Raw genomic sequence first — 25,041 nt, forward strand, 5'->3', positions numbered from 1 at the left:
CCCGAATCCCTATTCCCAGTGAACGGAGTGAACTAATGCAAAAAGAAATCATCATCGCAGGTTTTGGCGGACAGGGCGTTTTGTTTGGCGGTCAGGTTCTGGCTTATGCGGCAATGGATACCGGCAAGGATGTGACCTGGATCCCATCCTACGGACCTGAAATGCGCGGCGGCACAGCCAACTGCACCGTGGTCATTGCGGACCATGAAATTGGTTCGCCATTGGTAAAGAATCCACCTTTGGCAATTGCCCTCAACCTGCCATCCTTTGATAAATATGAACCCATGCTGGCAAGCGGCGGAACGTTGATCGTGAATCAGTCTATGGTGGATCATTCGGCACAGCGCAGTGATATCCATGCCATTTTTGTGCCATGTAACGAGATCGCTGAAGAGATCGGTGATAAGAAATTGATGAACATGGTCGCCATTGGAGCCATGCTTACCGCCCTGCCCGAGATCAAGATCGAAGATGTGGAAAAAGCGCTGGAAGCCCATTTGCCCGCAAGGCACAAGCACCTGTTGCCCAAAAATTACGAAGCCCTGAAGAGAGGCTTTGAGCATGCACAGAAGGAATGGGACAAAGTCCCTGCGTAATTCAACAAACGGTCAGCAGTAGAAAATAAATGACAAAAGTCCACCTCAACATCGAGGTGGACTTTTGTTTGAAAATGAACTCTCTTCTTATTTCTTCTTGAGCCACACACCGAAGATGGCATAACCGAGCAAAGTACCAACACCCATCTGGCTCATCGTGCCGAGCAGGTCAGTGGTCTGCCATTCCTGCATCACCTTATCGCCCTGAATCTTGCGCATGAAATTGCCGCCGATCTCCAGATTTTTATTCGTAGCTGCCGCACCCATAAAATTGCCAGTGTGTTTGCTGGTGGTGATGAAGCGAATGCTGACAATATCGCCTTCGCTGATCACATGCGTAAATTCCATGTTCATATTGCTGAAGGCGGCCTTCATGCCTTTCATGAATTCAATATACTGCTGCTTGTTGAAATGCATTCCGTCGCCGGTATAGGTAAAACCGTCGTCCAAAATTACATCCAATTTTTGCCACTCTCCGTTGAGGATGGCCTTCGAGACACTGAGTGCGACTTCCTTTTGTTCCATTTTATTTTCTCCTGTGGTGAATTTGAATTGGTATTACAGAAATCTAATCAAAGATAATGATTACGTTTCCAGGTGACGTTCCCAGTCTTCGGGCGGCGGGAAGATCGGAGTGTAAGGCAGTGAAGACAGTGGCTCTGCAAGCAGAGATGAGATCGAATTCATCCACGCCAGATAATGTGCAGATTTGAGATGCTCCTCATACGCCGCGTCATCGTGATAGACATCGAACATCGAAAATCGGGCAGAGTCATGTACCTGCTGCAAAAGCGCAAAGCTGACCAGTCCGCTCTCGCGCAGGCTCTCCCCTGCAAAGGGTGTCGTGACCGCCATAAACTCGTCCACGTGTTCGGGTTTGATGTGAATTGATGTAAGCCATGTGTTCATCGTTATCTTTTCCTGTTCTGTTACAATCAGTATAAGTGGCGGGTCAAACCCTTCCAAGAGCCCACTATTTTGTATGGTAGTTACCTTAAGGTGTGTATCGTGAACGCTTACCCAATAGATATACTCAATGAATACTGTCCTTCCCGCAAAGTGATGGAACTCATCGGCGACAAATGGACATTGCTCACATTGAATGCCATCGCACGCGGGATCAACCGTCACAATGCGTTGCTGCGTGAGGTTGGCGGCATCTCACAGAAAATGCTCTCCCAAACCCTGCGCGGACTCGAACGCAACGGCATCGTCACCCGCCATGTCTTTCCCGTTGTCCCACCACGAGTGGAATACGAATTGACCCCGCTGGGCGAATCGCTCAATGGCCCCGTGGTTGCCCTCGGAAAATGGGCGCAGGAAAATTACGCGCAGGTCGAAAAGGCGCGTGAGAAGTACGATATTGAATTCAAAAACGATGAAGAGGAATAAACTGGAAATCCCGCCTAATACGTGGGATTTTTATCTTTAAAACGGAGATTATGAAATGACAAAAAGAATCAACATTTCCTCAGGCGCAAAATGGGAAGATATTGTCGGTTATTCGCGAGCTGTCAGGGTTGGCAATATGATCGAAGTCGCAGGAACAACTGCGGTCGATGAGCGAGGCGAAATAGTCGGGGTGAACAATCCATATGAACAGACGAAATATATCCTCGCAAAAATCGAAAGTGCATTGATCGAAGCTGGCGCATCCATGAAAGATGTTGTACGAACCCGCATGTTTGTGACCGATATTTCAAAATGGGAAGAGATCGGCAAGGCACATGGTGAATTTTTCAAAGAGATCAAACCTGCCGCATCCATGATCGAAGTGAAAGGACTCATTAATCCAGAGTTACTGGTCGAAATTGAGGTTACAGCGGTACTATCAGAAGATAAATAAGAGAACTCACATGTACTTGAACACAGGAACTTTTCTTGTGTAAAATCAAGTATGGAAGACATCTCCCTTATTTTCATCGAACTTGGCGCAGCCATCATTGGCCTTGCACTGCTCACGCGCCTCGCAAGCCGTTTGGGGTTTTCAGCCATCCCACTTTATTTACTGGCAGGCCTTGCCTTCGGCAACGGCGGCATCCTCCCCCTTCAATTCAGCGAAGACTTCGTTCACATCGGCGCAGAGATCGGCGTCATCCTTTTGCTTTTCATGTTGGGTCTGGAATATTCAGGGGAAGAACTCGGCGAAAATCTGCGTTCAGGATTCCCCGCTGGCATTGTGGATTTTCTACTGAACTTTCCGCCCGGCCTGATCCTCGGCTTCCTGCTCGGATGGAGTCCGCTCGCCGCAGTCTTGCTTGGCGGCGTCACCTACATCTCATCATCAGGCGTCATCGCAAAAGTACTGTCCGAGTTGGGGCGCATGAACAACCGCGAAACGCCCACCATCATTTCCATCCTCGTGCTCGAAGACCTCATCATGGCGGTCTATCTGCCCATCGTGGCTGTGCTGCTGATCGGGCAGGAAATCTCTCAAGCGGTTCTCTCCGTTTCCATCGCGCTCGCAACTGTCGGCACAGTTTTATTCGTCGCCGTCAAATACGGAAAAAAATTCAGCAAGCTCATCGCGCATCAATCAGACGAAGTCATCCTGCTCACCACCTTCGGGTTGATGCTCTTCGTGGCAGGCATGGCACAGCGTCTGCAAGTCTCTGCGGCCATCGGCGCATTTTTGATGGGCATCGCCATCTCCGATTCCATCGCCGAGCGGACTCACAAACTGCTTGGCCCTTCACGCGATTTATTTGCCGCCATCTTCTTCCTTTTCTTTGGACTTCAGATCGACCCCGCCTCTTTGCCTCCCGTTTTGCTGCTTGCTGTTTCTCTGGGCATTTTCACCACGCTGACAAAGATCCTGACGGGCTGGTGGGCTGCCCGCCGCGCCAAAACAAATCCACTTGAAGCTTTTCGCGCAGGTGCGGCCTTGGTGGCACGCGGAGAATTTTCAATCGTCATTGCAGGGCTGGGAGTCAGCGCAGGCTTGGAGCCGCAACTGGGCGCACTCTCCGCCGCCTATGTTCTATTCCTCGCCATCCTTGGCCCGATCCTTGCAAGGTTTATCGAACCGATCTATTTGACATTCCACAAAGAAAAAGCTACTTCTTCCTAAACTCGATCACAACTTGCAGCCCACCCTCGCGCAAATTACTGGCGTGGATCGTCCCACCCTGTGCTTCGACAAGCTGCTTTGCAATTGCGAGTCCCAATCCCGTGCCGCCTGCACTGCGCGTGCGGGATTTGTCTTTGCGCCAGAAGCGGTCAAACAGATAGGGCAATTCATCTTCTGCCACACCAGGCCCATTGTCATTGACGAAGAGTTTCACTTCACTTGAAGTCTCTTCGAGCGTGAGCCATATTTTGCTGCCATCGGGAATATAACGCAGTGAGTTCCCGACCAAATTACCAATGACCTGTTCCATGCGCTGCGGGTCGAGTTCAGCAGTGTAATTACCACTCCCCTTTTCGAGCGCAAGGGAAATATTTTTTTCCTGTGCTTCGGCAGAGAACATATCAATCGTATGCTGGGACAGTTGAGCAAGGTCAACCGATTTTTTCTCAAAATGCAACTGGCGGGTTTCAGCGAGGGTTAACAGGCGCAAATCATCCACAAGGCGTTCGAGGAGATAGGTCTGTTCGAGAGCGAGCGAAACCACCTGCCCATCATCCGCTTTGTAGATGCCATCCACAATCCCTTCGAGGCGGCCACGGATCACGGAGAGCGGCGTGCGCAGTTCGTGGGCAATATCGGCGAGCAGGTCACGGCGTTCACGGTCATTGCGTTCGAGGGATGCAGCCATCTCATTGAAACTCTCGGAAAGGCTGCGCATGTCCTGTGGGCCTTCGCTGGAAATGCGGGTGCTGAGTTTGCCATTGGTCACTTCACGCGCGGCGTAGATCACATCTGCCAGCGGATTGACAAAGCGGCGCACCAGCAAGGTTGCGACAATCACAAGAAAGATGGATAACAAAAGGGAAATAACACTAACTGGAATAATAACTGCCCGCGCAATGCCCAGTCTACTCAATGGGGAGATCGAAGTAAAGACAAGCTGACCAACCATTTGTCCGTTCGCTTCCAGGTTCAATGCAAAGTCGTTGGGTTTAAGCTCATAGCTGGAACCTGTTGTCGAAGCAGAATCAGAATCACGGTCAAGAACGATGCGGTGTTCTTTATCCAGCAAAAGCGTATCGAGGGAACTTAATTCATCTATCAGATCGAAGACTATTTCACCCCATCCCAACTTCCATGACCGATGTAATAGCCTTCCAACGCGCCGCTAAAAGGAATGGAGATCGGTGAAGTTTGCGAAGTTAGAAATGAGCCCACAACTACAAGAAAAAAGATCAGGGATAAAAGCAAAACAAATACAAACACCCTGACCAGCAGAGACAACAAACGGATGCGGATCTCGCGGACGGATGAATACATGTTAGCCCTCAAATTTATACCCCACGCCATGCACGGTGATAATCAACTCGGCTGGTTCCAGTTTACGGCGCAGGTTGCGGACATGCGAATCAATGGCGCGTTCCAAACTTTCAAATGTGACTCCATGTGTGGCGGTGAGCAATTGCGCGCGTGAAAAAATACGGCCAGGCTGACTCATCAACGTGGCGAGAATTTCAAATTCAGTGGAGGTGAGCGGAACGGTTTTATCGGGCAGATGAACTTCGTAATGCGCGCGGTCGAGTTCCACATTGCCTGCGCGGATGGTGTCGTTATCAGGAGAATTTACAACCCGCCGCAGCACCACGCGGATGCGCGCCACCAACTCACGCGGACTGAACGGCTTGGTGATGTAATCATCTGCGCCGAGTTCAAGGCCAATGAGTTTATCGGTCTCTTCGACGCGGGCAGTGAGCATGATGATGGGCACATCGCTTTCGCGGCGAATTTCGCGGGTGACATCGAGTCCGTCCATCTCGGGCATCATCAGGTCAAGCACGATCAGGTCTGGCTTTTCACGACGCGCGAGGGAAAGTCCCTGTGCGCCATTACTGGCTGTGACAGTTTCGTAGCCTGCCGCCTTGAGATAGTCTCGGCAGATTTCCACGATCTGGGGTTCATCATCAACGATGAGGATTTTCTTGGGCATAAGTGAATTATATCTTCTCGACAATGGACGGCAGACGATCGACCACAAACCGTCGTCCACCGTCCACGGTCAATCGTCTATTCATACCTCAACGCTTCCATCGGATGCAGATTCGCGGCGCGATAGGCAGGGTAAAGACCGAAGAAAACACCAATTGCGAGAGCGAAAGTAAATGCCAGAAAAATGGAATCAGCCGTAATGACAGAAGAGATCATGCCTGTGGCTTTGAACACAAGCGCCAGGCCAACGCCAAACAAGATTCCAAGAATGCCGCCCAGTACGCTCAAGGTCATGGTTTCGATAAGGAATTGGGTGAGAATCTGATTCCTCGTTGCGCCGACAGCTTTTCGCAGACCAATCTCTTTGGTGCGTTCCGTTACAGAGACCAGCATGATGTTCATGATGCCGATGCCGCCCACAAGCAGGGATATCCCTGCGATGGCGCCAAGGAAGGTGGTGAGAATTTGAGTAACGGAGGTCAACGTGCTCAACAAATCTGATTGACTCAAGACGTTGAAATCCGCTTCATCGGAAGATGTAAGGTTATGGGCGCGGCGCAACAGGAATTTGATCTGTGCCGATACCGTATCCATCGCTTCGGTGGTGGTTACAGAGACAGAAATGCTGTTTACGATCTTCCTGTCATTATAAGTGGCGGTTGACCCAAACAATTTGTTATAGCCAGTCTCCAGCGGAATAAAGACCGCATCATCAGAGGAGACAAAACCAGAAGAGCCTTTCGGTTCCAACACACCCACCACTTCAAACTTTACGCCTTTAACCGAGATCGTTTTCCCAATGGGCGTCAGCCCGCCGAATAGATCCTCCGCGGTTTGGGAACCCAACACAGCAACCAAAGACTGCGACTTGTTGTCGCCGTCCGTCACAAAGCGGCCCTCGGCTACCTCGTAGGAATTGGTGGTTTGATAATCCTCCGTAACGCCTTTAACACTGACGGAAAAGCTCTCGTCTTCATGGGCCACCACATACGAGGATTGATAGCTCGGTACGATCGCGGCAACATTATCAGCCAGTGAGCGTTCGAGCAATTGATAATCTGAATAGTACAGATAACTCGCCTGCTGCGACTGTCCCGCGCTTGCGGGACCTGACTGTAATTTGCCCGGCGATACCGTTAATAGGTTCGAGCCATTGCTTTGAATGGAACTCGTAATGCTGGCGGTTGCACCTTTGCCGATGGAAAGCAGAGCCACCACCGTTGCCACACCAATGACAATTCCCAGCATGGTGAGAACAGACCGCATTTTGTTGGCACGCAAGGCACGGATAGCGATCTTGAAATTTTCTGAAAACAACATTTTGATATTCCTTATCTGCAGAGGCACGGTAACGTCGTGTCTCTACTCTTCCATACGCGGGGCGCCAGCTTTGAGGGGATTGCGATTCGCTTCATCTGAAACGATCTTCCCATCGGAGATCTTGATAATTCGATCGGTGTGGCGCGCCACATACGAATCGTGTGTCACCAAGATCACGGTCTGCCCGCTGTCTTTATGCAGGCTTTGGAACAAATCCATGATCTCCACGCTGGTCTTGCTATCCAATGCGCCTGTTGGTTCGTCGGCAAGCAGGATGGCTGGCTCATTGACCAACGCCCGCGCAATTGCCACACGCTGCTGCTGCCCGCCTGAAAGTTCGTTGGGAGCATGATGCGTTCGTTGCGACAACCCCACACGATCCAGCGCTTTCATGGCACGGTCATTTCGTTCCTTGCCAGATACACCAGCATAGGTCAACGGCAGCATTACATTTTCGAGGGCACTGGTGCGTGCCAGTAAATTGAATTGCTGGAAAACAAAACCGATCTTTCGTCCGCGGGTTTCTGCGAGTTTCGCTTCATCCATGTTTTCCACAGACACGCCGTCCAACATATATTTACCGCTGGTGGGTGCATCGAGACAGCCGATGATCGACATCAACGTGCTTTTGCCCGAACCCGATGGCCCCATGATCGCAACCATCTCACCTTTGTCGATGGTGAAGCTCGCGCCGTTCAACGCGCGCACCTCGCTATCACCCATTTGATATACCTTCATCAAGTTCTCAGTCTGGATCATTCTACTTTCCTCCGCCAAAAGGATTGGGGGCAGCGAAATCACTGGTATTCACCAATTGAAGGCGATTTCCCATAAACAGATCACCTGTCACAGCCACCTGATCACCCACGATCGATCCGCTGACCACATCCACCCGTTTCGTCGAACCATCGCTCTGGATCACCCAAACAAATTCGCCTTGTTCGTCATTTTGAATGGCCGCGATCGGCACGATCAATGTAGCCGAGGCATCGCGCACTTTGATAACCACATTCGCAGTGGTACCCAGCGGCAGGAAAGTATCGTCACTCACAGGATCCAACGTAACCCGAATGGTGTATTTCACCAACCCAGAGATATTCTCACCCACCGGGTTGATCGCCGAGACCTCACCCGTAAACAGGATGTCAGGCAACGCATCCAATGTGACCTCGACCTGGTTGCCCAATTTGACATTCGCAATATCTGATTCATCCACCTGCGTCTCGACATATAAACTGTTCATATCCGCCATGTTGACGGAAAGATCGCCCGCCGCCACCGTATCACCGATACGGTCGTCCACTGAAAGAACCTGCCCATCGAATGGAGCGACGACGCTTAAATTGTTCACGTTGGCTTGCGCGGAATCCACTTTTGCCTGTGCAGAGGTCAGATCACTCGCGCTCGGCTGTACCAGCACACCATATTCCGCCTGCAAAGCATCCAGCAATGCATCCGCTGACTGTTCGTAGGCGCCAAATGCCTTCATCGCATCAATGGCATCATCCTGGTCTTCCATCGATTCGCCAAACGCCTTCGCCAAAGATTCGAATTCAACCTGTGCCGCGAGAATTTCATCCACATAGTCGGCATCTTCTTTATCCAATTCAGCACGCAGGGAGGTCTTGAGCGCGGCGTAGTTGTAATCACCTGTATAACCAAGCAAGTCGGCGCGCGCCGTCCAGTAATAGAATTGTGCGTCTGTATTTGCCGCCAGCGGATAATCTTCGAGCGCATTGACCAGATCATCCCGCGCAGTAATGACATCGTCGAAAAGGTCATCGTCGCCACCGCCGCGGTTGTACGAGAGCGCATCCATCAAATCGACACGGGAGTCGTTCCAATCTTCAAAACCTTTAGAGGCATTCTCGATCGCGGAACCAACGGAAGAACCATCAGGGGCGATCAACGCCCGCAGGTTGGCTTGAGCAGTTTCCAGGTCCGCTTGAGCCGAGACGAGGCTTGCAGATGTGCTTTCGGGCTGCAAAGTCACCAGCACGTCGCCTGCCTTCACAAAATCCCCAGGCTGAACGTTCACAGATTCCACAATGCCGCCCGTCTTCCAATTGAGGCTGGCAAAAGGCTGGGCTTCCAAAGACCCCGAAGCCTCAATGGTCTCCTCAAGGTCAACAGAGGAAACCAGCGCTTCGTTTCCAATGCTGGCGGTTGCGTTCGCAGAATCTGCCGATCCAAAAAGCCTCCACGCCAAAATCCCCACGATCACGACCGCCGCAAGAATTCCCCAATTTCTGGTTTTATTATTTTTCAGTATATTTAGAATGGAACTCATTTCAATATCTCCTTTTATTATTTCCCCAAAGATACCTATCAAATGTGCAGAATTTGTGCAGAATTGCGGGAGAGAAATGGATGCTACAGAGTATCGTATAAATTGGTAAACAAAAGTTTTACTTTTCACTCTCAATTTTCGGCAAAAAGTTTACTTTATTATGATACAAGCGATAAAATAGCAGGTGAAGGTATTTTTTTAACACTACAGAGGAACCATGTCCAACAAGATCACAATCAACATCATTAATGCTTTTACAGACGCGGGAGAGGGCGGCAATCCCGCTGGTGTCGTTTACCCAGCCGATGAATTTTCGAATGAGGTCAAACAAAAGATCGCTGCGAAGGTCGGTCTCTCGGAAACGGCATTTATTTCAAAATCACAAAGCGCGGAATTCAAACTGGATTTCTTCACACCCAATAAACAGATCGCCCACTGCGGGCATGCCACCATCGCCACGTTCTCGTATTTGTCTCAGCAGGGAATCGTGAAAGGCCCAAAGAGCTCAAAAGAAACCATCGATGGAAATCGCGATATTTACCTGAAGGGTGAAGTGGCTTACATGCAGCAACTTGCACCGAAATATTTCCCGCTTCCCCACAAAAGCATCAGCGAACAGGATGTGCTCGATTCACTGCGTTTGCAAAAAACAGACCTGCTTGCAAGCCACAAGCCCATGCCCGTGAACACAGGCAATTCGTTCATGATGATTCCCGTGAAAGATGAAGCCACACTCAAATCGATCAACCCCGACTTGAACGCCATCCACCAGATCAGCGAAGCATTGGACTTAATCGGGTATTATCCATTCACGCTCGAAACACAGGTCCGCGGGCGCGATGCCGCAACACGCATGTTCGCACCGTATTACAGCATCCCCGAAGAAGCCGCCACAGGCATGGCGGCGGGTCCGCTGGCATGTTATTTGTTCGATCAGCTGAATATCAAAAAAGAAACGATGATCCTCGAACAAGGCAGGCTCATGCCGACGCCATCGCCCAGCGAAATTCTTGTTGAGTTGAAATTGGAAAATGGAAAAATCTCAAGCCTGCTCGCTGGCGGTAGGGCAAAGGTCACACGCTCGATCGAGATCGAGTTGGATTAATACACCGATGAAATTTGAAACCCTCTCAAACTTGACTCTCCCCAAGATCGGATTCGGCACCTGGAAGATCGGCGGCGACTCAACCGCCGACCCGAGTCTTGATTCTGTTTCGATGACCGCTCTGCGCTCCGCACTGGAAGTTGGCTATACTCACTTCGACACTGCGGAAATGTATTCGAGCGGACACGCCGAAGAATTGATCGGGCGCGTGGTGCGCGAGACAAAGACCAAACGCGAAGATCTGTTTATCACTACCAAGATTTCGCCAGAACATCTTAATCCAAAAGATGTATTTTCGTCCTGCGAAAAAAGCCTGCGCCGCCTGCAAATGGATTATGCCGATCTGTATCTCATCCACTGGCCTTCAACTGGAATGAAGCTTGAAGAGACCTTCACCGCACTGAATAAACTCGTCCGCGATGGGAAGGTACGCCATTTGGGTGTGAGTAATTTCAAACTCAGGGATCTCAAGAAATCGCAGGAGCTTTCTGAAACACCTCTCCTCACCAATCAAATACCCTACCGCCTGCCCGACCGCACCTACGTGGAAAACGGCGTTGTGGAATATTGCCAGCAAAACGACATCCTGATCACAGCCTATTCACCTGTAAAATTTCGCAACCTGCCCGTAAACAAAACCTTGCAAGCCATTGCCAATGCCCATTCCGCCACGCCGTATCAGATTGCGCTGGCGTGGCTGGTCTGTCAACCGCGTGTCATCACGATTCCCATGTCTTTCAAGCCGCAGCACATCAGGGAAAATTTCGAGGCAGCGGAAATCGTGCTCACATCGCAAGAGATCAGACAGTTGAACGACCTTTACAAATAAAACCTTCAATCGCGAATTTTCAATTTCAAATCCGCGGAAGCTTGCGGAAAGCAAAAACCATGCATAATCAAATCGCCCCCGAGATCGAAATCATCGAGATCACCGAAACGGAACTCGAGCCGCTCTATCGCATCCTCATCCACAACGATGACGTGACGCCGATGGATTTCGTCGTGCATGCGTTGACGACCTTCTTTTATCTCGGCACACCCACCGCCGCCGAGATCATGCTCACGGCGCACATCACAGGCATGGCTTATGTGCAGACCGTCGCCAAATCCGAGGCGGAGCGGCGTATCAACAAGGCCCACTTCGCCGCAGGGCTGGAAGGCTATCCGCTCCACTTTTCGATGGAGCCAGAGTAAAAATCTTTTATCGCAGAGGTCACAGAGATTCTTTACTTTTTCGCGATCTCCGTGGTGAAATCTCCTCCCAAATCCCTCTCAACAAATCCGTAGATTGCATGGAAAATAAATGTGGGATATAGTTGCACGAATTTATTAAAAAATTGGAGAACATTTTCATGGCAGGTATGACCCGCGGAAAAGGTCTGCTCGAACCCATGCTCGCAGACCTGCGCGCACAACGAGCGAATAAACTCATCCCCACAAATCTACGCAACGGCCGCATTCTCGATATTGGCTGCGGCTCCTTCCCCTATTTTTTGGCACACACAGCTTTCGCCGAAAAATTCGCGATCGACCAAATCCCCCTCCCCGAACAAACCGCCTCCGAGTTGAAGATCGAAAGCTTCACCCTCGACCTGGAGATCGAACCCCGCCTGCCCTTCGAAAACGATTATTTTGAATCGGTCACATTGCTGGCGGTCGTCGAGCATCTCGACCCCACGCTGATGGCCAAGCTTTTCAAAGAGATCTATCGCGTGCTCAAGCCCGAAGGCATGGTCATCCTCACCACGCCCGCGGCCTGGTCCGACGGCCTGCTGAAATTCATGGCACAGGTCGGCCTTGTCAGCGCCGAAGAAATCCACGAACATGCCTACGCCTACACCCTTCCATTGCTGGGCTGGTATTTCGGTCAGGCTGGTTTTGAAATGACCAAGACAAAGTTCGGCTATTTCGAATTCATGCTCAACATGTGGGCCACTGCAAAGAAATAATTTGAATCAGTTCGAAACGCTCACCCAGATCAATCTCGACGACCTCGTCTCATCCTTTGGGTGGCAGAGTTATCCCCTCCCCGCCAAAATTTTGCGATTCCTTTTCCGCAAACCTGCCGAGATATTTGCCCGTCACATGATGGAATACGACGACGTTACAGGCCTGCACGGCATCGACGAGGGCGGGCGCAATCTGCTGAATCGCTACGTCAAGGAGTTGCGCGTCATTCATGCGGACCGTGTGCCTGATTCAGCGTTTCTGGCATTATCCAACCACCCAGGCATGGCCGACACGGTCGCGCTCTTCGCGGCCTTGAATCGCAAAGACCTGCACATCATCGCGCTTGATCGTCCATTTTTGAACGCACTCCCCCACACAACCAAACAACTATTTTACGTTCACGATGATCCCGCCAGGCGAATGACGCTCGTGCGTCAGGTCAGCTCGCATTTGAAGAACGGCGGCGCGGCGCTCACCTTCCCCGCAGGTCACATCGAACCTGATCCCGAGGTGTACCCAGGCGCAGTTGACTCCCTACAAGCGTGGACAGACAGCGTCGGCGTTTTTGTACGCATGGCTCCCGAAGCGGCAATCCTGCCTGTACTGGTGAGCGGCGTGGTCTCTGCCAAATACGCCAATCACTGGTTACTGACAATTAAAAAGACAAAAGAAGAAAAAGAAAAACTCGCCACCGCCCTGCAATTGCTGGGCATGGTCATGTTCAACGAAAAACCAGTCACGGTCACTGTGCAAATCGGGAATCCGATTTATGTCAAAGAGTTGGGGACAAATGACACGGCAGTCATTCATCAAGCCGTTTTGGCAGAGATGAAGAGGCTGATCGAAAATCCAACCGCATAATTATCGGCAGGCAGGTATAGGTGCGACGCACTCATACCCTATGGTCTCCGCACCCTGTTGCTGACAATGGATGCCCCTGAAGAAGGCGAAGAGGCGATTTCTCCTTCAATCGGCTCATGGCCATCGTAGTGCATCAACTGCGGCCACTTCCAAATGATGAGCAATGTGCCGATGATACAGCCGATGCCTCCGCTGATCACTGCAAACGATGCGCCGAAAAACTGCGCCACCGACCCTGCTTCCATTTCGCCAAGCTGCGGCCCACCCTGAAAAAAGATCTGGTTGATGCTGGTCATCCGTCCACGGATGTGATCAGGCGTTTGTAACTGTCGAATCGTATTGCGGATGATGGTGCTGACGCCATCCGCCGCGCCTGTGGTGGCAATTGCCAGCCACGCCACGATAAAGGATCTGGTCAGGCCAAAGATGACCGTGGCAATCCCAAACACGATGACCGCCCCCATGAACATCGGTCCCTGTCTGCGGATCACCTTGACCTGTGAAATGACCAGCGCTACTGTCACAGCCCCCACCGCCGAAGCCGCGGAAAGATAGCCATATTCCACCACGCCGACCTTCAAAACAGTCGTGGCAATGATCGGCATTAACGTATTTGCTGAAGCGAAAAACGTCGCCACAAAATCCAACATCATCGAAGAGAGGATAATGGGCTTCTCAAGAATGAAATGAATGCCTTCCCGAATCGCGCTCACACTAATGCCTGCCGATTTCTCGGCAAAAGATTGCGGCACATCCCCGATCATGAAAAGCGCAAACAACACCGCTGCAAACGAGATCGCATTTAAATAATAAACCGCTTCCTGCCCAGCCCAGGCGATGACAAATCCGCTCAAGGCGGGGCCAAGCACAGAGCCGAACTGAAACGAAGTGAAGGTCATACTAAATGCGTTGGGCAGATCCTCTTTCGGCACAAGGTTGGGAATCAATGCCTGTCGTGAAGGTCCGTCGAAGGCGACGGCGATTGCCTGAAACGCGGTGATGACGTAAATGTACCAGATGGTGACCTGTCCAAATTGGGTGAGCAGTCCAAGAGTCAGGGCGAGAAGCGCGGCAGCACTTTGAGTCACGAACATCACTTTGCGCCTATCCACTGAGTCCGCAAGCGCCCCACCGATCAAGGAAAAGATGATGACGGGGAAAATACGGGCAAGACCGATGCCGCCAAGGGCGATCGGGTTCTTATCCAAATTACTGACATGCCAAAATAAAGCCCAGAGTTGCATCTGGGTTCCTGTGATCGAGATTAGCTGTCCGAGCCAAAGGTAGAAAAATTTTTTATGTTTGAGCGAGGGAGGAATATGCATTTGTATTTCCAGTTATCAGTACAGAAGGCAGTGAACAGTTTTCAGTAATCACTGCACACTGATCACTGTTCGCTGTTTATGTTCCCCAATCACGGAGATATAAAAAGTCATAGCCGATGGTGCGATTGCTGACCTTGGCAATCGGCGGCTGCATGCGCTTGAATTGATTACGACGAACGCGGGCAGTGACAGCCTTTACAAAACTTTCATTGAAGCCCGCTTCGATCGCCTCCTGCGGACTGTAGCGCTGGTCAATGAGCAGGTAGAGAAGTTTATCCACTTCGTCGTAAGTAAAGCCAAGTTCCTTTTCATCGGTCTGACCTTCCCACAGATCGGCGGATGGGGCTTTATCAATGATCGGCGCGGGAATGTTCATTGCACGCGCAAGCTGGCGCACCTGTGTTTTATATAGATCCCCTATCGGGTTCATTGCACTGGCCGAGTCACCATACATCGTGCTATACCCGAGCAGGATTTCCGTCTTGTTGCTTGTCCCAACAGGCAGCGCTTTGAATACTTCCGATTGGTCATAGAGCACGATCATGCGGACCCGCGCCATGATATTGCCTTTGCGCACACTGGATATCGTTGAATCGCGTTCGATCAGTGGATCAACCATCGCGGAAATATCAATCGTTTCACTCTGGACCTTGAACTGGTCAATTACCAATTGAGCATGTTCCAGCGAATCAGCAGAAGAAGTGCGATAAGGCAGGCGTAACGCCATGACGTTCTCTGCGCCCAAAGCCGCGACTGCAAGCGCACAGGAGAGCGCCGAGTCAAGTCCACCGGAAAGGTTGATAATGGCGCGGGACATTCCCACACGCGTAATTTCAGATCTTACGAAACCCGTCAAAATCTCACGGGCAAGGTCGGTGTTGATGGTGAGGTCAGGATTAATCACGGGCAAGGATCCTGTTCAATTCGTTTCTTGTGAGAGCCGTGCGTTCATCGCGTAAAAGCGGCAGACGTGCGCGCGTACGGCGGAGTTGATTCAAATCCAATTGGGTGTAGGTGATGGCTTCTTCATTGTACGGACCGTGCGCAAGCTCTTCGCCATTCGGGTCAAAAGCGGTGGCGCCACCCCAGAAGTGAAGTCCATCTTCGTAGCCGACGCGGTTGGCATGGGCGACAAATGAGGTGAACATGCTGGCGTAGGCCTTGGTAACGCGTTCCACCCAGCGGGCGGATTCGAGTTTCTCTTTGTCGTTCAAGCCACGCCCCGGTGAAGCGGACGAGAAAAGCATGATATCCGCGCCATCGAGCCAGAGCAGGTACGGAGGCGAGGCATGCCAGAAGTCCTCGCAGATGAGCATGCCCATGCGTCCGAAACGCGTATCAAATGCGCGGACCGAGTCACCCCACGCAAAAAAGCGGCCTTCGTCAAAAAGGCCGTAGGTAGGTAGGTAGACTTTGTGATGGACATGAATGGCTTTGCCGCCTGAAAGGTATGCCGAGGCAATGTAAAAGCGGTGACGAGAGTCCTCGTCTACGAATCCAATGACCAGGTCCAGATCGTGAGACGCTTTGAGGAGATGTTTGAAGATCGGGTCATCCTCTGTCGGCTTGTGAGCGGCCGAGGCGACCAGATCCTGCAATACATATCCAGTTAACGAAAGTTCGGGGAATACCAATAAATCGGTCTTTTCAGCTTTGGCCTGTTCGATGTACTCGAGATGTTTGGCAAGGTTTGATTCCACATCTCCAAGCCGTGTATTGATCTGGGCGAGGGCAAGGTTGAGTTTCATTGGACGAATCTTACCACGCTTGTCTGAAAATAAAATGCCCCAAGAGGTGGAAAGATTCGAATGATAAACGGTATCGAAATTCTTCCGCAGATGGCGCAGATTTGAAAAAATCACCATGATCTGTGGATGAAGCCATATTTTCAGAGTGCTCGGTGAAATCAAAAACGCGCCCTACTTGGACGCATCTTGTCTGGCGGGGAGGGAGGGATTCGAATATCACCTCCTCAATGGAGGTCACGGGGGATAAAAAAAGCCCAACCGATTCGGCTGGACTTTAGCGGGGAGGGAGGGATTCGAACCCTCGGTGGACCGGAGCCCACAACAGTTTTCGAGACTGTCCCATTCAACCACTCTGGCACCTCCCCATTTTTTGAAGCGGGCGAAATTATAATCGAAAAATTCCGCCCAATCTGTATAATCTGCGGATGGCCCCTTACAACTCCACGCTCTCATGCAATTCAGGGTAGTGAACCTCATGCATTTTCTGTTCCTTCAAAAGTTCCGTCAAAGTCATCGCCTGTTTCTCTTCACCGTGAACCAAAAATATCTGTTTGACACTATCTTTCACATTGAGGGCATATTTCATGAGCAAATCCTGCCCTGCGTGACCTGAGAGACCACCGATGGTGGCGACGTCACATTTGCGTTTGTATATTTCGCCAAAGATATTCACCTGCGGCTCACGGTCTGCCAGCCTGCGCCCCATTGTATTGGGCGCCTGCCAGGAAACGATGCAGATCGTATTCTTTGGATTCTCGATATTGTTGCGAATATGATGGACAATGCGCCCCGTTTCAGCCATGCCCGAAGCAGAAATAATCACCATCGGGTCGGTGCGTTCATTCAAAGCTTTGGATTCATCCACAGACTTGACATAAGTCAGCATTTTGAAATCCAATGCAGGGTGGCGTGCTTCCAACACAAACTGGCGGGTCTCCTCGTCATAACATTCAGGATGGTTTCGAAAAACTGCAGTGGCATTCACCGCCAGCGGACTATCTACAAATACTGGCACGTTGGGAATCTCGCGTTCAGACATCATCTCATTCAGATGATAGACCAGTTCCTGTGTGCGGCCAACCGCAAACGCGGGCACGATCACCTTTCCGCCGCGCTCGATTGTCCGCTTCACGACATCACGGAATTCAGTAAATGCGATCGCAGGATCACTATGGCGTTTATCACCATAAGTCGATTCCATAATCATATAATCAGCGTGATCAGGCAGAACTGGATCTCGCAGCAAAGGCAATTTAAATCTTCCAATATCACCGGAAAACCACAAACGGGTCTTCTTTCCGTTTTCTTCAATATCCAGCGAAATGCCCGCCGAACCGAGGATGTGCCCCGCTTCATAAAAACGGGCGATCACACCGGGAATCGGTTCGAACGCCTCGCCATAATTTACCCCACTAAACATGCCTGCAACCTGCTCGGCATCTTCCTTCGTATAAAGCGGCTCAATGGGTTCCTCACCACGCTGGGCGCGCTTCTTGTTCACATACTCCGCATCCGATTCCTGAATATGACCCGAGTCGGCGATCATCAGGCTGGCAAGCTCAACGGTTGCGTGCGTGGCAAAGATCGGTCCTTCGAATCCCTGCTTCATGAGGTTGGGCAGATTCCCCGCATGGTCAATGTGCGCATGCGAAAGGATCACTGCATTCACCTTGCGCGGATCGTGCTTGAAATTCAAATTGCGTTCGTACGTATCTGCACGTCTGCCTTGATACAAGCCGCAGTCCAGAAGAAGACGCGAGCCGTTGACTTCGATCAAATGCTGGCTGCCAGTCACAGTGTGCGCGGCGCCGTGAAAACTAATTCGCATTCCTGCCTCCCAATACTTTTAAGATCTGAGGTCCATATTTTTCCACACGTGATGGAGTGTCCTTCATCATGGCCGCCAACTCGTCCGCATCCTTTGGCGGATTTTCAGCCAACGCCGATAAATAAGGCTTCGGCAAGACGACATCTGACTCGACGCCCATTTCCTGCCCGGCGCTTTTTCTCCACAATTTCAATTTCTCCAGCCGACGAAGGAACGCATCATTCTTCGCCTCAACCTGTCTCCGCTCAACCAGTGGAGCAGACACCCCCTGGCGGATCGCCGTCAAAACCGCATCACCCCACAAATGGATCTGTTTCTCGCTCAAGCCTGCTGCTGAAAGATCCACCTTCTGCTGGGCCTGATTCTTCGATAATGTGATGAGCGTATCGTCCATGATCACTTTATAAAGTGGACGATTCAATTTCTCGGCTTCCTTTTCGCGCCATTTGCACAGATGCGCCATGACGGTCAACTCGCGCAGTGAAAGATCCTTGCGCCCCGAAAATCGCTCCCAGGATTCCCCATTAGTTTTCTGCTTGACCTCATCCAAAAGGCAGGCACGCATAAAATCATCTTTTGCAAATTCCCAGCGATTCTTTTCGCGCAATTCCTGTTCAAGGGCATCGCGCAGATTAAACAAATAATGCGTGTCCAACCGCGCATAATGGATCTGTTCCTTCGACAACGGGCGCGCGGCCCAATTTGCCTTTTGATGGCGCTTATCCATTTGGACATTGAATTTATCGCCGAGCAATCGGTCCAGGCCAACGGCGGGATAACCCAGCACACGCGCGGCATGCATCGTATCGAACAGATTCGCAAAGGAGAAACCGAAATCACGCCGCAGGCAGATCAAGTCGTACTCGGCGGCATGAAAGACCTTCTCGATCCTGGGGTTTGAAAAGATGGGAGCGAGCAGTTTCAAATCCCTCAATTCAAGCGGGTCGATCAGATAGTCTGTATGAGATGAGGTGATCTGTATCAAACAAACCTGCTCGCGAAACGCGTGCAGGCTGTTCGATTCTGTGTCGACCGCCACACGGCTTTGTGTGACGAGATCATCCATCATTTTTTGTAATACTTGCTTTGTGTTTACCCAGATAGGAGGCGGCAGAACGTTGGACATATTGACTGATTATAAACCTTCTACAAGCCGCTGAGGAATTAAATCCGTTGCCAGCTTATATCCCTTTCCCGGCGGGCGAATTCCCCTGCTTTCGACCCGCGTGTAACAGCGAGTCGTATCCATTTTGAAGAAAATAGCACACAAAAAGCACAATGATCGACCCCGGAATAAACTGAAACATGATTGTGGAGAGTCCCACTCTGCGTGCCAGCAGCCCAACCAACACATACCAGATCGGGCGGTGGAACAAATACGCAAAAAACGAAGCCGTGGAAATGGGAGCCCAGATTCGCCACCCACCCACATTGGTGCGGAAGATCCCCAACCACATCAATACCCAGCCGAGAATGTAAAAATCCACAGCCAGCAGGTAAAAGCCGTGGGTAATATCAACACCCGAGGCCAACGCCATGCGGAATACCAACACACCCAGAAAAGCAATCCCAACTTTGAAAGCGAAATGCAAATTGAAGAGCCATTCGCGAACCTGATGGAGACGCGCAAAATAAATGCCAGCCAAAAAGATGAAAAAATATTCGAAGAACCTGCCGTCAAGCAAACCTGTCATTTTGTGCAAAACGTAGGTCGCGGCAAAAATCACCAGCGACCAAACCGCCAATCCGCTGTTGGATTGGATGCGATAGGTCAGAATCCCGAACAGGAAGTAATAACTCACAACAACACTGATATACCAAAGCGTGAGCATCTGCTTTACGAAGGCCGGCGAGAAAATGAACTGGATGTTGAGCAGATACACCGTCAGGTCGAAGCGCTTCAGCGAATATCCCATCACAAAGATGAATAATGCGAGGGCAAACCAGTAGGGAGGGAAGATCCGCATGAATTTTGATTTTATGTAGGCCAGCGGCTCATGTCCGCGTTTTTGCATGGAAACTTCCTGAAAATAGCCCGCCAAAAAGAAAAATGATCCCAATAAAAAAGCGCCGACAAAATGCGAGATCGGACCCAACTCCACGCCAAAAACTTGCAATGAAAATACGTCGCTGTGAAGGATCAACAACAGGACGATGGACAATGCCCTCAGCGCCTCGAATTCCTGCAAGCGTTGTTTTCCAGCGCTCATAAATTCTTCTCCATTACCATGCCATCTTCCCCATCACTGTAATATCGGCTCCAGATCTCGGTCGTTGCGTAGCCTTCCTGTTCGTAGAGAGAAATCGCGGCAATGTTTGAAATTCGCACCGTCAGGCGCGAACGCGGCACGCCGAGTTTGGCTTCGCAGGCACGCAGCAATGCCCGCCCGATGCCGCGCCGCTGAAAGCGTGGATCAACCCCAATGGTGGCGATCCAGCCCCACCCTTCGCGCGGACGCGGGTCTCCCCCTACGAATCCTGCCATTTGGCCATCCACTACGGCTTTGAGTCGAATCACTTCGGGGAAGGTCAATACGGCGAATAAATCGAATAAAGGCCATGCATCCTTGTCGAAGCAGGCTTTTTCAAGTTTGCGAAGCGCGTTCAGGTCGAAAATGTTGGCGGGGACGATTTCCATAAAATAAGGTCTCTCTTGCGAGAGACCTTATTTTATTCCATTTATGGATTACAGGCGAATTACTTGGTGCCCTTGCTAAGGAAGTTATCCATCATACTGGTGAATTCCATCGGGAAGATGTATTTGGTGGAAGGACTCATGCCCATGGCCTTGAGGGTTTCAAAGTATTGCAGGGTCATGGTCTTCTGATCAATGGTCTTGGCCGAGTTGTAGATCTGCTCGAGGGCTTTCGCAAAACCTTCGGCGCGCAGAAGCTGGGCTTCGCGTTCACCTTCAGCCTTGAGAATGGCAGACTGCTTTTCACCTTCAGCGCGAAGGATGTTGGATTGTTTTTCACCTTCAGCTACGTTGACGGCGGCTTCGCGTGTACCCGTGGATTCAGTCACCACGGCGCGGCGGATACGCTCGGCAGACATCTGGCGGTTCATCGCGTCCTGAACATCACGCGGAGGGATGATCTCGCGAATTTCAACGTTGGTCACTTTGACACCCCAGCGCTCGGTGACTTCATCGAGGCGGGTGCGGAGCATGTTGTTGATGTGTTCGCGCTCGGAAAGCACATCATCGAGGGGGATACCACCGATCACCGCACGCAGGGTCGTAGCCGCAATACCAGCCGCGGCAGATTCAAAGTTACCTACCTGCAAGACCGACTGGGCGGGGTCGAGTACCTTGTAATACCACAGGAAGTCAATGGAGATCGGGGCGTTATCTTTCGTAATGGAGGTCTGATGAGGAACCTCACGAACTTGTTCGCGTAAATCCACTTTGACAGGGCGGTCAGCGCCGGGGATGAGCAGAACTACACCCGGTCCTTTGGGCTTATCCAAAACGCGCCCCAAGCGGAACACAACGAGACGTTGATACTCTGGCACGATGCGAAGGAAATTGAATGCCAAAAATACAACAACGCCTACTCCCAGACATAAAAATAAAGCACCTACCGAACCAAGAACGCCATTCATATGTTTTCTCCTTTATGAAATGATTATTTGTTTTTCCACAACCAGGGTAAAACCATCCCGTCGAATTACACGGACATGGCTCCCAGCTGGAATTTCAGAATCGCTGCGTGCTGACCACATCTCCCCAGCAATGTACACGCTCCCATCGCTATGAATGGCTGACTTTGCCTCGCCGACCTGGCCGACAAGCGCCTCAAGGTCATGCGTAGGCCTGCGCGAAATTGCCTCAATGGCCTTACGCAGGACAAACCACAGGAAAACAGACACCAACCCGGAAGAGATCAGGGCAATGATCGGGTTCACAGAAATGAGGCTGCCATCTTCGCTGGCAAACAAAAACACCGAGCCAATCACTACCAGCAAAATGGAAAGCACCAGATAAAGGAGGCTTTTTGGCTTTCGAATGGCCTGAACGAACGGCACAATGCTCAACAACAAGATGACCAAAGCCCACCAGTTTATTGAGAGGTTGTACAACGCATACCCAACCAGCACAAAGCAGAATAAGGCGCCGATTTCCACTACCCCGGTCCCCGGGGTGGCCACTGCCATGAACACAAGCACAATTCCTGCAAGAAAGATCAGATAGGCAACATTTGGGTCGAGTAAAAAGTCCATTGTTCCTCCAATTGATTATACAACAAGAAGCAAAGGTTTCGATTCGGTATACGGTAAATGTCATGTTAAGGTTGCGTCGGACTTTGAGGCAAGCGGTTGTATAATACGCCCTAGTAAAAACCCTTCCTAGGAGTCCGAGTGAAATTCCAAAAAATCTGTGTAATTGGGCTTGGCTACATTGGCCTCCCCACAGCAACCACATTTGCCGCGCACGGAATCAACGTTCTTGGCGTGGACATCAACCAGCAAATCATCGATATCCTTAACAAAGGTGAGATCCATATCCACGAGCCAGGCTTGCGCGACGGTTTGAACAGCGCAATTCAATCGGGAAAATTCAAAGCCGCCACCCGCCCCGAAGAGGCAGATACTTTTATCATCGCCGTCCCAACCCCCTTTCAGAATGATGAATTCGGTAAATACAACGGGACAACCTACAAACTGGCCGACATGCGCGCAGTGATCTCTGCCGCTGAATCCATCGTGCCGTTTTTGCGGAAGGGAAATCTTGTCGTGCTTGAATCGACTTCTCCTCCGCGCACCACAATCGACCTGGTAGCCCCCATCCTCGCTCGTTCCGGACTTGAAGCTGGGCGCGACTTCCATTTGGCATATTCTCCCGAAAGGGTTTTGCCCGGACAGATCCTGCGCGAGTTGATCGAGAACGCACGCGTCATCGGCGGCGTAACCCCCGAATCCGCCCAGGCGGGCCATGAGCTGTACTCGATCTTCGTCAAAGGCAAGATCATCGAGACCGATGCCACCACTGCAGAAATGGTCAAATTGATGGAAAACACCTACCGCGATGTGAATATCGCCATCGCCAATGAATTCTCGCGGCTCTCCGATAAATTTGGCATCGATGTTTGGGAAGCCATTTCGCTTGCCAATCTGCATCCGCGCGTAAAGATCCTAAACCCCGGCCCCGGCGTCGGTGGTCACTGCATCAGTGTGGATCCCTGGTTCCTTGTCGAAGCCGCACCCGAATTGACCCAGCTCATCTACCATTCAAGGCAGGTAAATGACACCCAGCCGCATTTTGTGGTGGAAACGGTCAAACGTGCCATGGGCACACTCAACGGAAAACGGATCGCAGCCCTCGGCCTCGCATACAAACCTGATGTGGATGATCTTCGTGAAAGCCCGGCAACTGAAGTGGTGCACCTGCTTCAAAAGGAAGGCGCACAGGTCAGAGCTTGGGAACCGTTCAAACCCACTGCGCAGATGGAAGGCATTAATATGGCGGCCACTTTTGAAGAAGCCATCAGCGATGCCGACACACTTCTTCTGCTGGTAAAACACAAGGAATTTGCAACGCTTGATCCGCACGAGATCGCCGGAAAGACCAATGCCAAAGTTATTGTCGACACGGTCAATGGCTGGGACAACGCCGCCTGGAAAAACAACGGCTTCAAGTTCTTCCGCATCGGCGACAACAAATCGAATTCATAAATTGACCACAAGCCCGTCAAACTATTAAAAATCCTAATCTTGTGTTGAGGCACTCGAAACATTGAAAATTCTTTCCGTTTTTGGAACCCGTCCCGAAGCCGTGAAAATGGCGCCAGTTGTAAAACTTTTGCAAAAAACAGCAGGGATCGAATCAAAAGTCTGCGTTACAGCCCAGCACAGGCAAATGCTCGATCAGGTGCTAAACCTGTTCGAGATCCAGCCAGATTACGATCTCGATCTGATGCGCGACAATCAGTCTCTTGCGCAGTTGAGCGCAAGCATCTTCACTCATCTCGATCCCGTTCTGGAAGATTTCAAACCCGACTGGGTGCTCGCACAGGGTGACACAACCACCGTTGCCATTACCTCCCTTTTATCTTATTTTCGCCGCATTAAATTTGGTCACGTGGAAGCAGGCTTGCGCACCCACGACAAGTGGCAGCCCTTCCCCGAAGAGATCAACCGCCGCATTGCCGGCGTCACCGCCGACATGCACTTTGCCCCCACTGACTGGTCGCGTGATAATTTACTGCGCGAAGGCGTGGATGAAAACATCATCAAGGTCACAGGCAACACAGTCATTGATGCTTTGCAATTCGTTTCGAAACAATCCGAGCCGCAAGAGATCACGCAACTCGTGCAGGAAAAACTGACTTCCTCCAAACTTATCCTCGTCACGGCACATCGCCGTGAAAATTTTGGGAAACCCATGGAAGATATTTGCCATGCCCTCAAAGAGCTTTCACAGGAAGCTGGCGTGGAAATCGTCTACCCTGTGCATCTGAACCCAAATGTGCAGGAACCTGTGAACAGGATTCTCAAAGATGTGGATCACATCACCCTCCTGCCGCCTCTGGACTACCTGCCGCTTGTTCATTTGATGAAACATGCCACACTCATCCTGACAGATTCGGGCGGAATCCAGGAAGAAGCCCCTGCATTTGGAGTGCCAACCCTCGTTTTACGAGATGTCACCGAACGCCCGGAGGGAGTAAAAGCGGGTACGCTCAAACTTGTTGGAACAGAGACCAGTCACATCGTCGAAGAAGCGAAGCGATTGTTGTATGACAAATCCGCCTATGCTCAAATGGCCAAAGCTGCCAATCCATATGGCGATGGACACGCAGCAGAGATGATCATCCAGGCACTGTTGGAAAAATAATCCCAATTCCGGTGATGGAAGACCTCCTTTCAATTTCATTTTTGGAAGATAGTTACCTGTAATGTGAAAAAAAGAAGTTTGTAATGTTACACGAAAAATTTCTGAGTATAATGGAAACAGGAAAAAA

The 25,041-nt window shown here is 50.9% G+C and carries 28 protein-coding genes and 1 tRNA gene; 11 read left to right on the top strand and 18 right to left on the bottom strand.

Annotation, left to right across the window (positions count from 1 at the left end; all coding sequences use genetic code 11):
- Positions 1-35: 35 nt before the first annotated feature.
- Positions 36-596 carry a 2-oxoacid:acceptor oxidoreductase family protein gene (locus IPI86_RS10960; protein ID WP_345298050.1) on the top strand — a complete coding sequence of 187 codons (561 nt, stop codon included), beginning with the start codon at positions 36-38 and terminating at the stop codon, positions 594-596.
- Between the two features lie 87 nt (positions 597-683).
- On the opposite strand, the gene IPI86_RS10965 is transcribed toward IPI86_RS10960, so the two are convergent.
- Entirely contained in the window at positions 684-1,121 is a 438-nt protein-coding gene (locus IPI86_RS10965) for an ester cyclase (RefSeq protein ID WP_345298051.1), read from the bottom strand.
- Positions 1,122-1,181: 60 nt separating this feature from the next.
- Positions 1,182-1,505: a putative quinol monooxygenase gene (locus tag IPI86_RS10970; RefSeq protein ID WP_345298052.1), complete on the bottom strand. Its 324-nt coding sequence runs from the start codon at positions 1,503-1,505 to the stop codon at positions 1,182-1,184.
- A gap of 99 nt (positions 1,506-1,604) precedes the next feature.
- On the opposite strand from IPI86_RS10970, the gene IPI86_RS10975 reads away from it, so the two are divergent.
- Genes IPI86_RS10975 through IPI86_RS10985 form a run of 3 tightly spaced genes read left to right on the top strand, consistent with a single transcriptional unit; the run spans position 1,605 to position 3,666 of the window.
- The gene (locus tag IPI86_RS10975) at positions 1,605-1,988 is read left to right on the top strand and encodes a helix-turn-helix domain-containing protein (RefSeq protein ID WP_345298053.1); all 384 of its coding nucleotides are present in this window, start codon (positions 1,605-1,607) and stop codon (positions 1,986-1,988) included.
- Positions 1,989-2,043: 55 nt separating this feature from the next.
- Positions 2,044-2,442, top strand: a complete 399-nt coding sequence (locus IPI86_RS10980) for a RidA family protein (RefSeq protein ID WP_345298054.1) — start codon at positions 2,044-2,046, stop codon at positions 2,440-2,442.
- 51 nt (positions 2,443-2,493) lie between these two features.
- A complete protein-coding gene (locus tag IPI86_RS10985) occupies positions 2,494-3,666 on the top strand; it encodes a cation:proton antiporter (RefSeq protein WP_345298055.1) in 1,173 nt (390 codons plus the stop codon).
- Here the strand turns inward: IPI86_RS10985 and IPI86_RS10990 are convergent.
- The 6 genes from IPI86_RS10990 to IPI86_RS11015 form a co-directional block, all read right to left on the bottom strand.
- Positions 3,653-4,738: an ATP-binding protein gene (locus tag IPI86_RS10990; protein ID WP_345298056.1), complete on the bottom strand. Its 1,086-nt coding sequence runs from the start codon at positions 4,736-4,738 to the stop codon at positions 3,653-3,655. The genes IPI86_RS10985 and IPI86_RS10990 overlap by 14 nt on opposite strands.
- A 41-nt stretch (positions 4,739-4,779) precedes the next feature.
- Complete coding sequence (locus IPI86_RS10995; protein ID WP_345298057.1) at positions 4,780-4,986, bottom strand: hypothetical protein; 207 nt, start codon at positions 4,984-4,986, stop codon at positions 4,780-4,782.
- A gap of 1 nt (position 4,987) precedes the next feature.
- Positions 4,988-5,653 (bottom strand): response regulator transcription factor, encoded by a 666-nt coding sequence (locus IPI86_RS11000; protein WP_345298058.1) that lies wholly within the window; start codon positions 5,651-5,653, stop codon positions 4,988-4,990.
- A gap of 77 nt (positions 5,654-5,730) precedes the next feature.
- Entirely contained in the window at positions 5,731-6,972 is a 1,242-nt protein-coding gene (locus IPI86_RS11005) for an ABC transporter permease (protein ID WP_345298059.1), read from the bottom strand.
- A 42-nt stretch (positions 6,973-7,014) separates the two neighbouring features.
- On the bottom strand, positions 7,015-7,731 hold the full coding sequence (locus IPI86_RS11010; protein ID WP_345298060.1) for an ABC transporter ATP-binding protein: 717 nt from the start codon (positions 7,729-7,731) through the stop codon (positions 7,015-7,017).
- A 1-nt stretch (position 7,732) separates the two neighbouring features.
- Positions 7,733-9,262, bottom strand: a complete 1,530-nt coding sequence (locus tag IPI86_RS11015; protein WP_345298061.1) for an efflux RND transporter periplasmic adaptor subunit — start codon at positions 9,260-9,262, stop codon at positions 7,733-7,735.
- Positions 9,263-9,479: 217 nt separating this feature from the next.
- Here IPI86_RS11015 and IPI86_RS11020 point away from each other — a divergent pair, with 217 nt between their 5' ends.
- The 5 genes from IPI86_RS11020 to IPI86_RS11040 all read left to right on the top strand — a co-directional run bounded on the left by IPI86_RS11020 (position 9,480) and on the right by IPI86_RS11040 (position 13,178).
- Positions 9,480-10,367: a PhzF family phenazine biosynthesis protein gene (locus IPI86_RS11020; protein ID WP_345298062.1), complete on the top strand. Its 888-nt coding sequence runs from the start codon at positions 9,480-9,482 to the stop codon at positions 10,365-10,367.
- A gap of 7 nt (positions 10,368-10,374) precedes the next feature.
- Entirely contained in the window at positions 10,375-11,196 is an 822-nt protein-coding gene (locus tag IPI86_RS11025; protein ID WP_345298063.1) for an aldo/keto reductase, read from the top strand.
- A gap of 59 nt (positions 11,197-11,255) precedes the next feature.
- Positions 11,256-11,561 (top strand): ATP-dependent Clp protease adaptor ClpS, encoded by a 306-nt coding sequence (locus IPI86_RS11030; protein ID WP_345298064.1) that lies wholly within the window; start codon positions 11,256-11,258, stop codon positions 11,559-11,561.
- 158 nt (positions 11,562-11,719) lie between these two features.
- Entirely contained in the window at positions 11,720-12,316 is a 597-nt protein-coding gene (locus IPI86_RS11035) for a class I SAM-dependent methyltransferase (RefSeq protein ID WP_345298065.1), read from the top strand.
- 1 nt (position 12,317) lies between these two features.
- Positions 12,318-13,178, top strand: a complete 861-nt coding sequence (locus IPI86_RS11040; RefSeq protein WP_345298066.1) for a 1-acyl-sn-glycerol-3-phosphate acyltransferase — start codon at positions 12,318-12,320, stop codon at positions 13,176-13,178.
- Between the two features lie 38 nt (positions 13,179-13,216).
- Here IPI86_RS11040 and IPI86_RS11045 read toward each other — a convergent pair whose 3' ends face one another.
- The 10 genes from IPI86_RS11045 to IPI86_RS11090 all read right to left on the bottom strand — a co-directional run bounded on the left by IPI86_RS11045 (position 13,217) and on the right by IPI86_RS11090 (position 22,300).
- Positions 13,217-14,503, bottom strand: coding sequence for an MFS transporter (locus IPI86_RS11045; RefSeq protein WP_345298067.1), 1,287 nt, complete (start codon positions 14,501-14,503; stop codon positions 13,217-13,219).
- A 76-nt stretch (positions 14,504-14,579) separates the two neighbouring features.
- The gene (locus IPI86_RS11050; RefSeq protein WP_345298068.1) at positions 14,580-15,407 is read right to left on the bottom strand and encodes an NAD+ synthase; all 828 of its coding nucleotides are present in this window, start codon (positions 15,405-15,407) and stop codon (positions 14,580-14,582) included.
- Positions 15,400-16,251: a nitrilase-related carbon-nitrogen hydrolase gene (locus tag IPI86_RS11055; protein ID WP_345298069.1), complete on the bottom strand. Its 852-nt coding sequence runs from the start codon at positions 16,249-16,251 to the stop codon at positions 15,400-15,402. Before IPI86_RS11055 ends, IPI86_RS11050 begins: the two co-directional genes overlap by 8 nt.
- Positions 16,252-16,529: 278 nt before the next feature.
- Positions 16,530-16,616: transfer RNA gene (locus IPI86_RS11060), tRNA-Ser, on the bottom strand.
- Between the two features lie 68 nt (positions 16,617-16,684).
- A complete protein-coding gene (locus IPI86_RS11065; RefSeq protein ID WP_345298070.1) occupies positions 16,685-18,079 on the bottom strand; it encodes an MBL fold metallo-hydrolase in 1,395 nt (464 codons plus the stop codon).
- Positions 18,069-19,205 (bottom strand): HRDC domain-containing protein, encoded by a 1,137-nt coding sequence (locus tag IPI86_RS11070; RefSeq protein WP_345298071.1) that lies wholly within the window; start codon positions 19,203-19,205, stop codon positions 18,069-18,071. Before IPI86_RS11070 ends, IPI86_RS11065 begins: the two co-directional genes overlap by 11 nt.
- A 55-nt stretch (positions 19,206-19,260) precedes the next feature.
- Complete coding sequence (locus IPI86_RS11075) at positions 19,261-20,289, bottom strand: acyltransferase (protein ID WP_345298072.1); 1,029 nt, start codon at positions 20,287-20,289, stop codon at positions 19,261-19,263.
- Positions 20,286-20,717 carry a GNAT family N-acetyltransferase gene (locus IPI86_RS11080; protein ID WP_345298073.1) on the bottom strand — a complete coding sequence of 144 codons (432 nt, stop codon included), beginning with the start codon at positions 20,715-20,717 and terminating at the stop codon, positions 20,286-20,288. The genes IPI86_RS11075 and IPI86_RS11080 overlap by 4 nt, the downstream gene beginning before the upstream one ends.
- A gap of 59 nt (positions 20,718-20,776) precedes the next feature.
- Complete coding sequence (locus tag IPI86_RS11085; RefSeq protein WP_345298074.1) at positions 20,777-21,682, bottom strand: SPFH domain-containing protein; 906 nt, start codon at positions 21,680-21,682, stop codon at positions 20,777-20,779.
- A gap of 12 nt (positions 21,683-21,694) precedes the next feature.
- Positions 21,695-22,300 (bottom strand): NfeD family protein, encoded by a 606-nt coding sequence (locus IPI86_RS11090; protein ID WP_345298075.1) that lies wholly within the window; start codon positions 22,298-22,300, stop codon positions 21,695-21,697.
- Positions 22,301-22,438: 138 nt separating this feature from the next.
- Between IPI86_RS11090 and IPI86_RS11095 the strand changes: the two genes are divergently transcribed.
- Positions 22,439-23,752, top strand: coding sequence for a nucleotide sugar dehydrogenase (locus IPI86_RS11095; protein ID WP_345298076.1), 1,314 nt, complete (start codon positions 22,439-22,441; stop codon positions 23,750-23,752).
- A 61-nt stretch (positions 23,753-23,813) separates the two neighbouring features.
- Positions 23,814-24,914, top strand: coding sequence for a UDP-N-acetylglucosamine 2-epimerase (non-hydrolyzing) (gene wecB / locus IPI86_RS11100; RefSeq protein ID WP_345298077.1), 1,101 nt, complete (start codon positions 23,814-23,816; stop codon positions 24,912-24,914).
- The last annotated feature ends 127 nt before the right edge of the window (positions 24,915-25,041 follow it).

It is taken from the genome of Candidatus Villigracilis affinis, from assembly GCF_016705895.1.
Lineage (GTDB): Bacteria > Chloroflexota > Anaerolineae > Anaerolineales > Villigracilaceae > Villigracilis > Villigracilis affinis.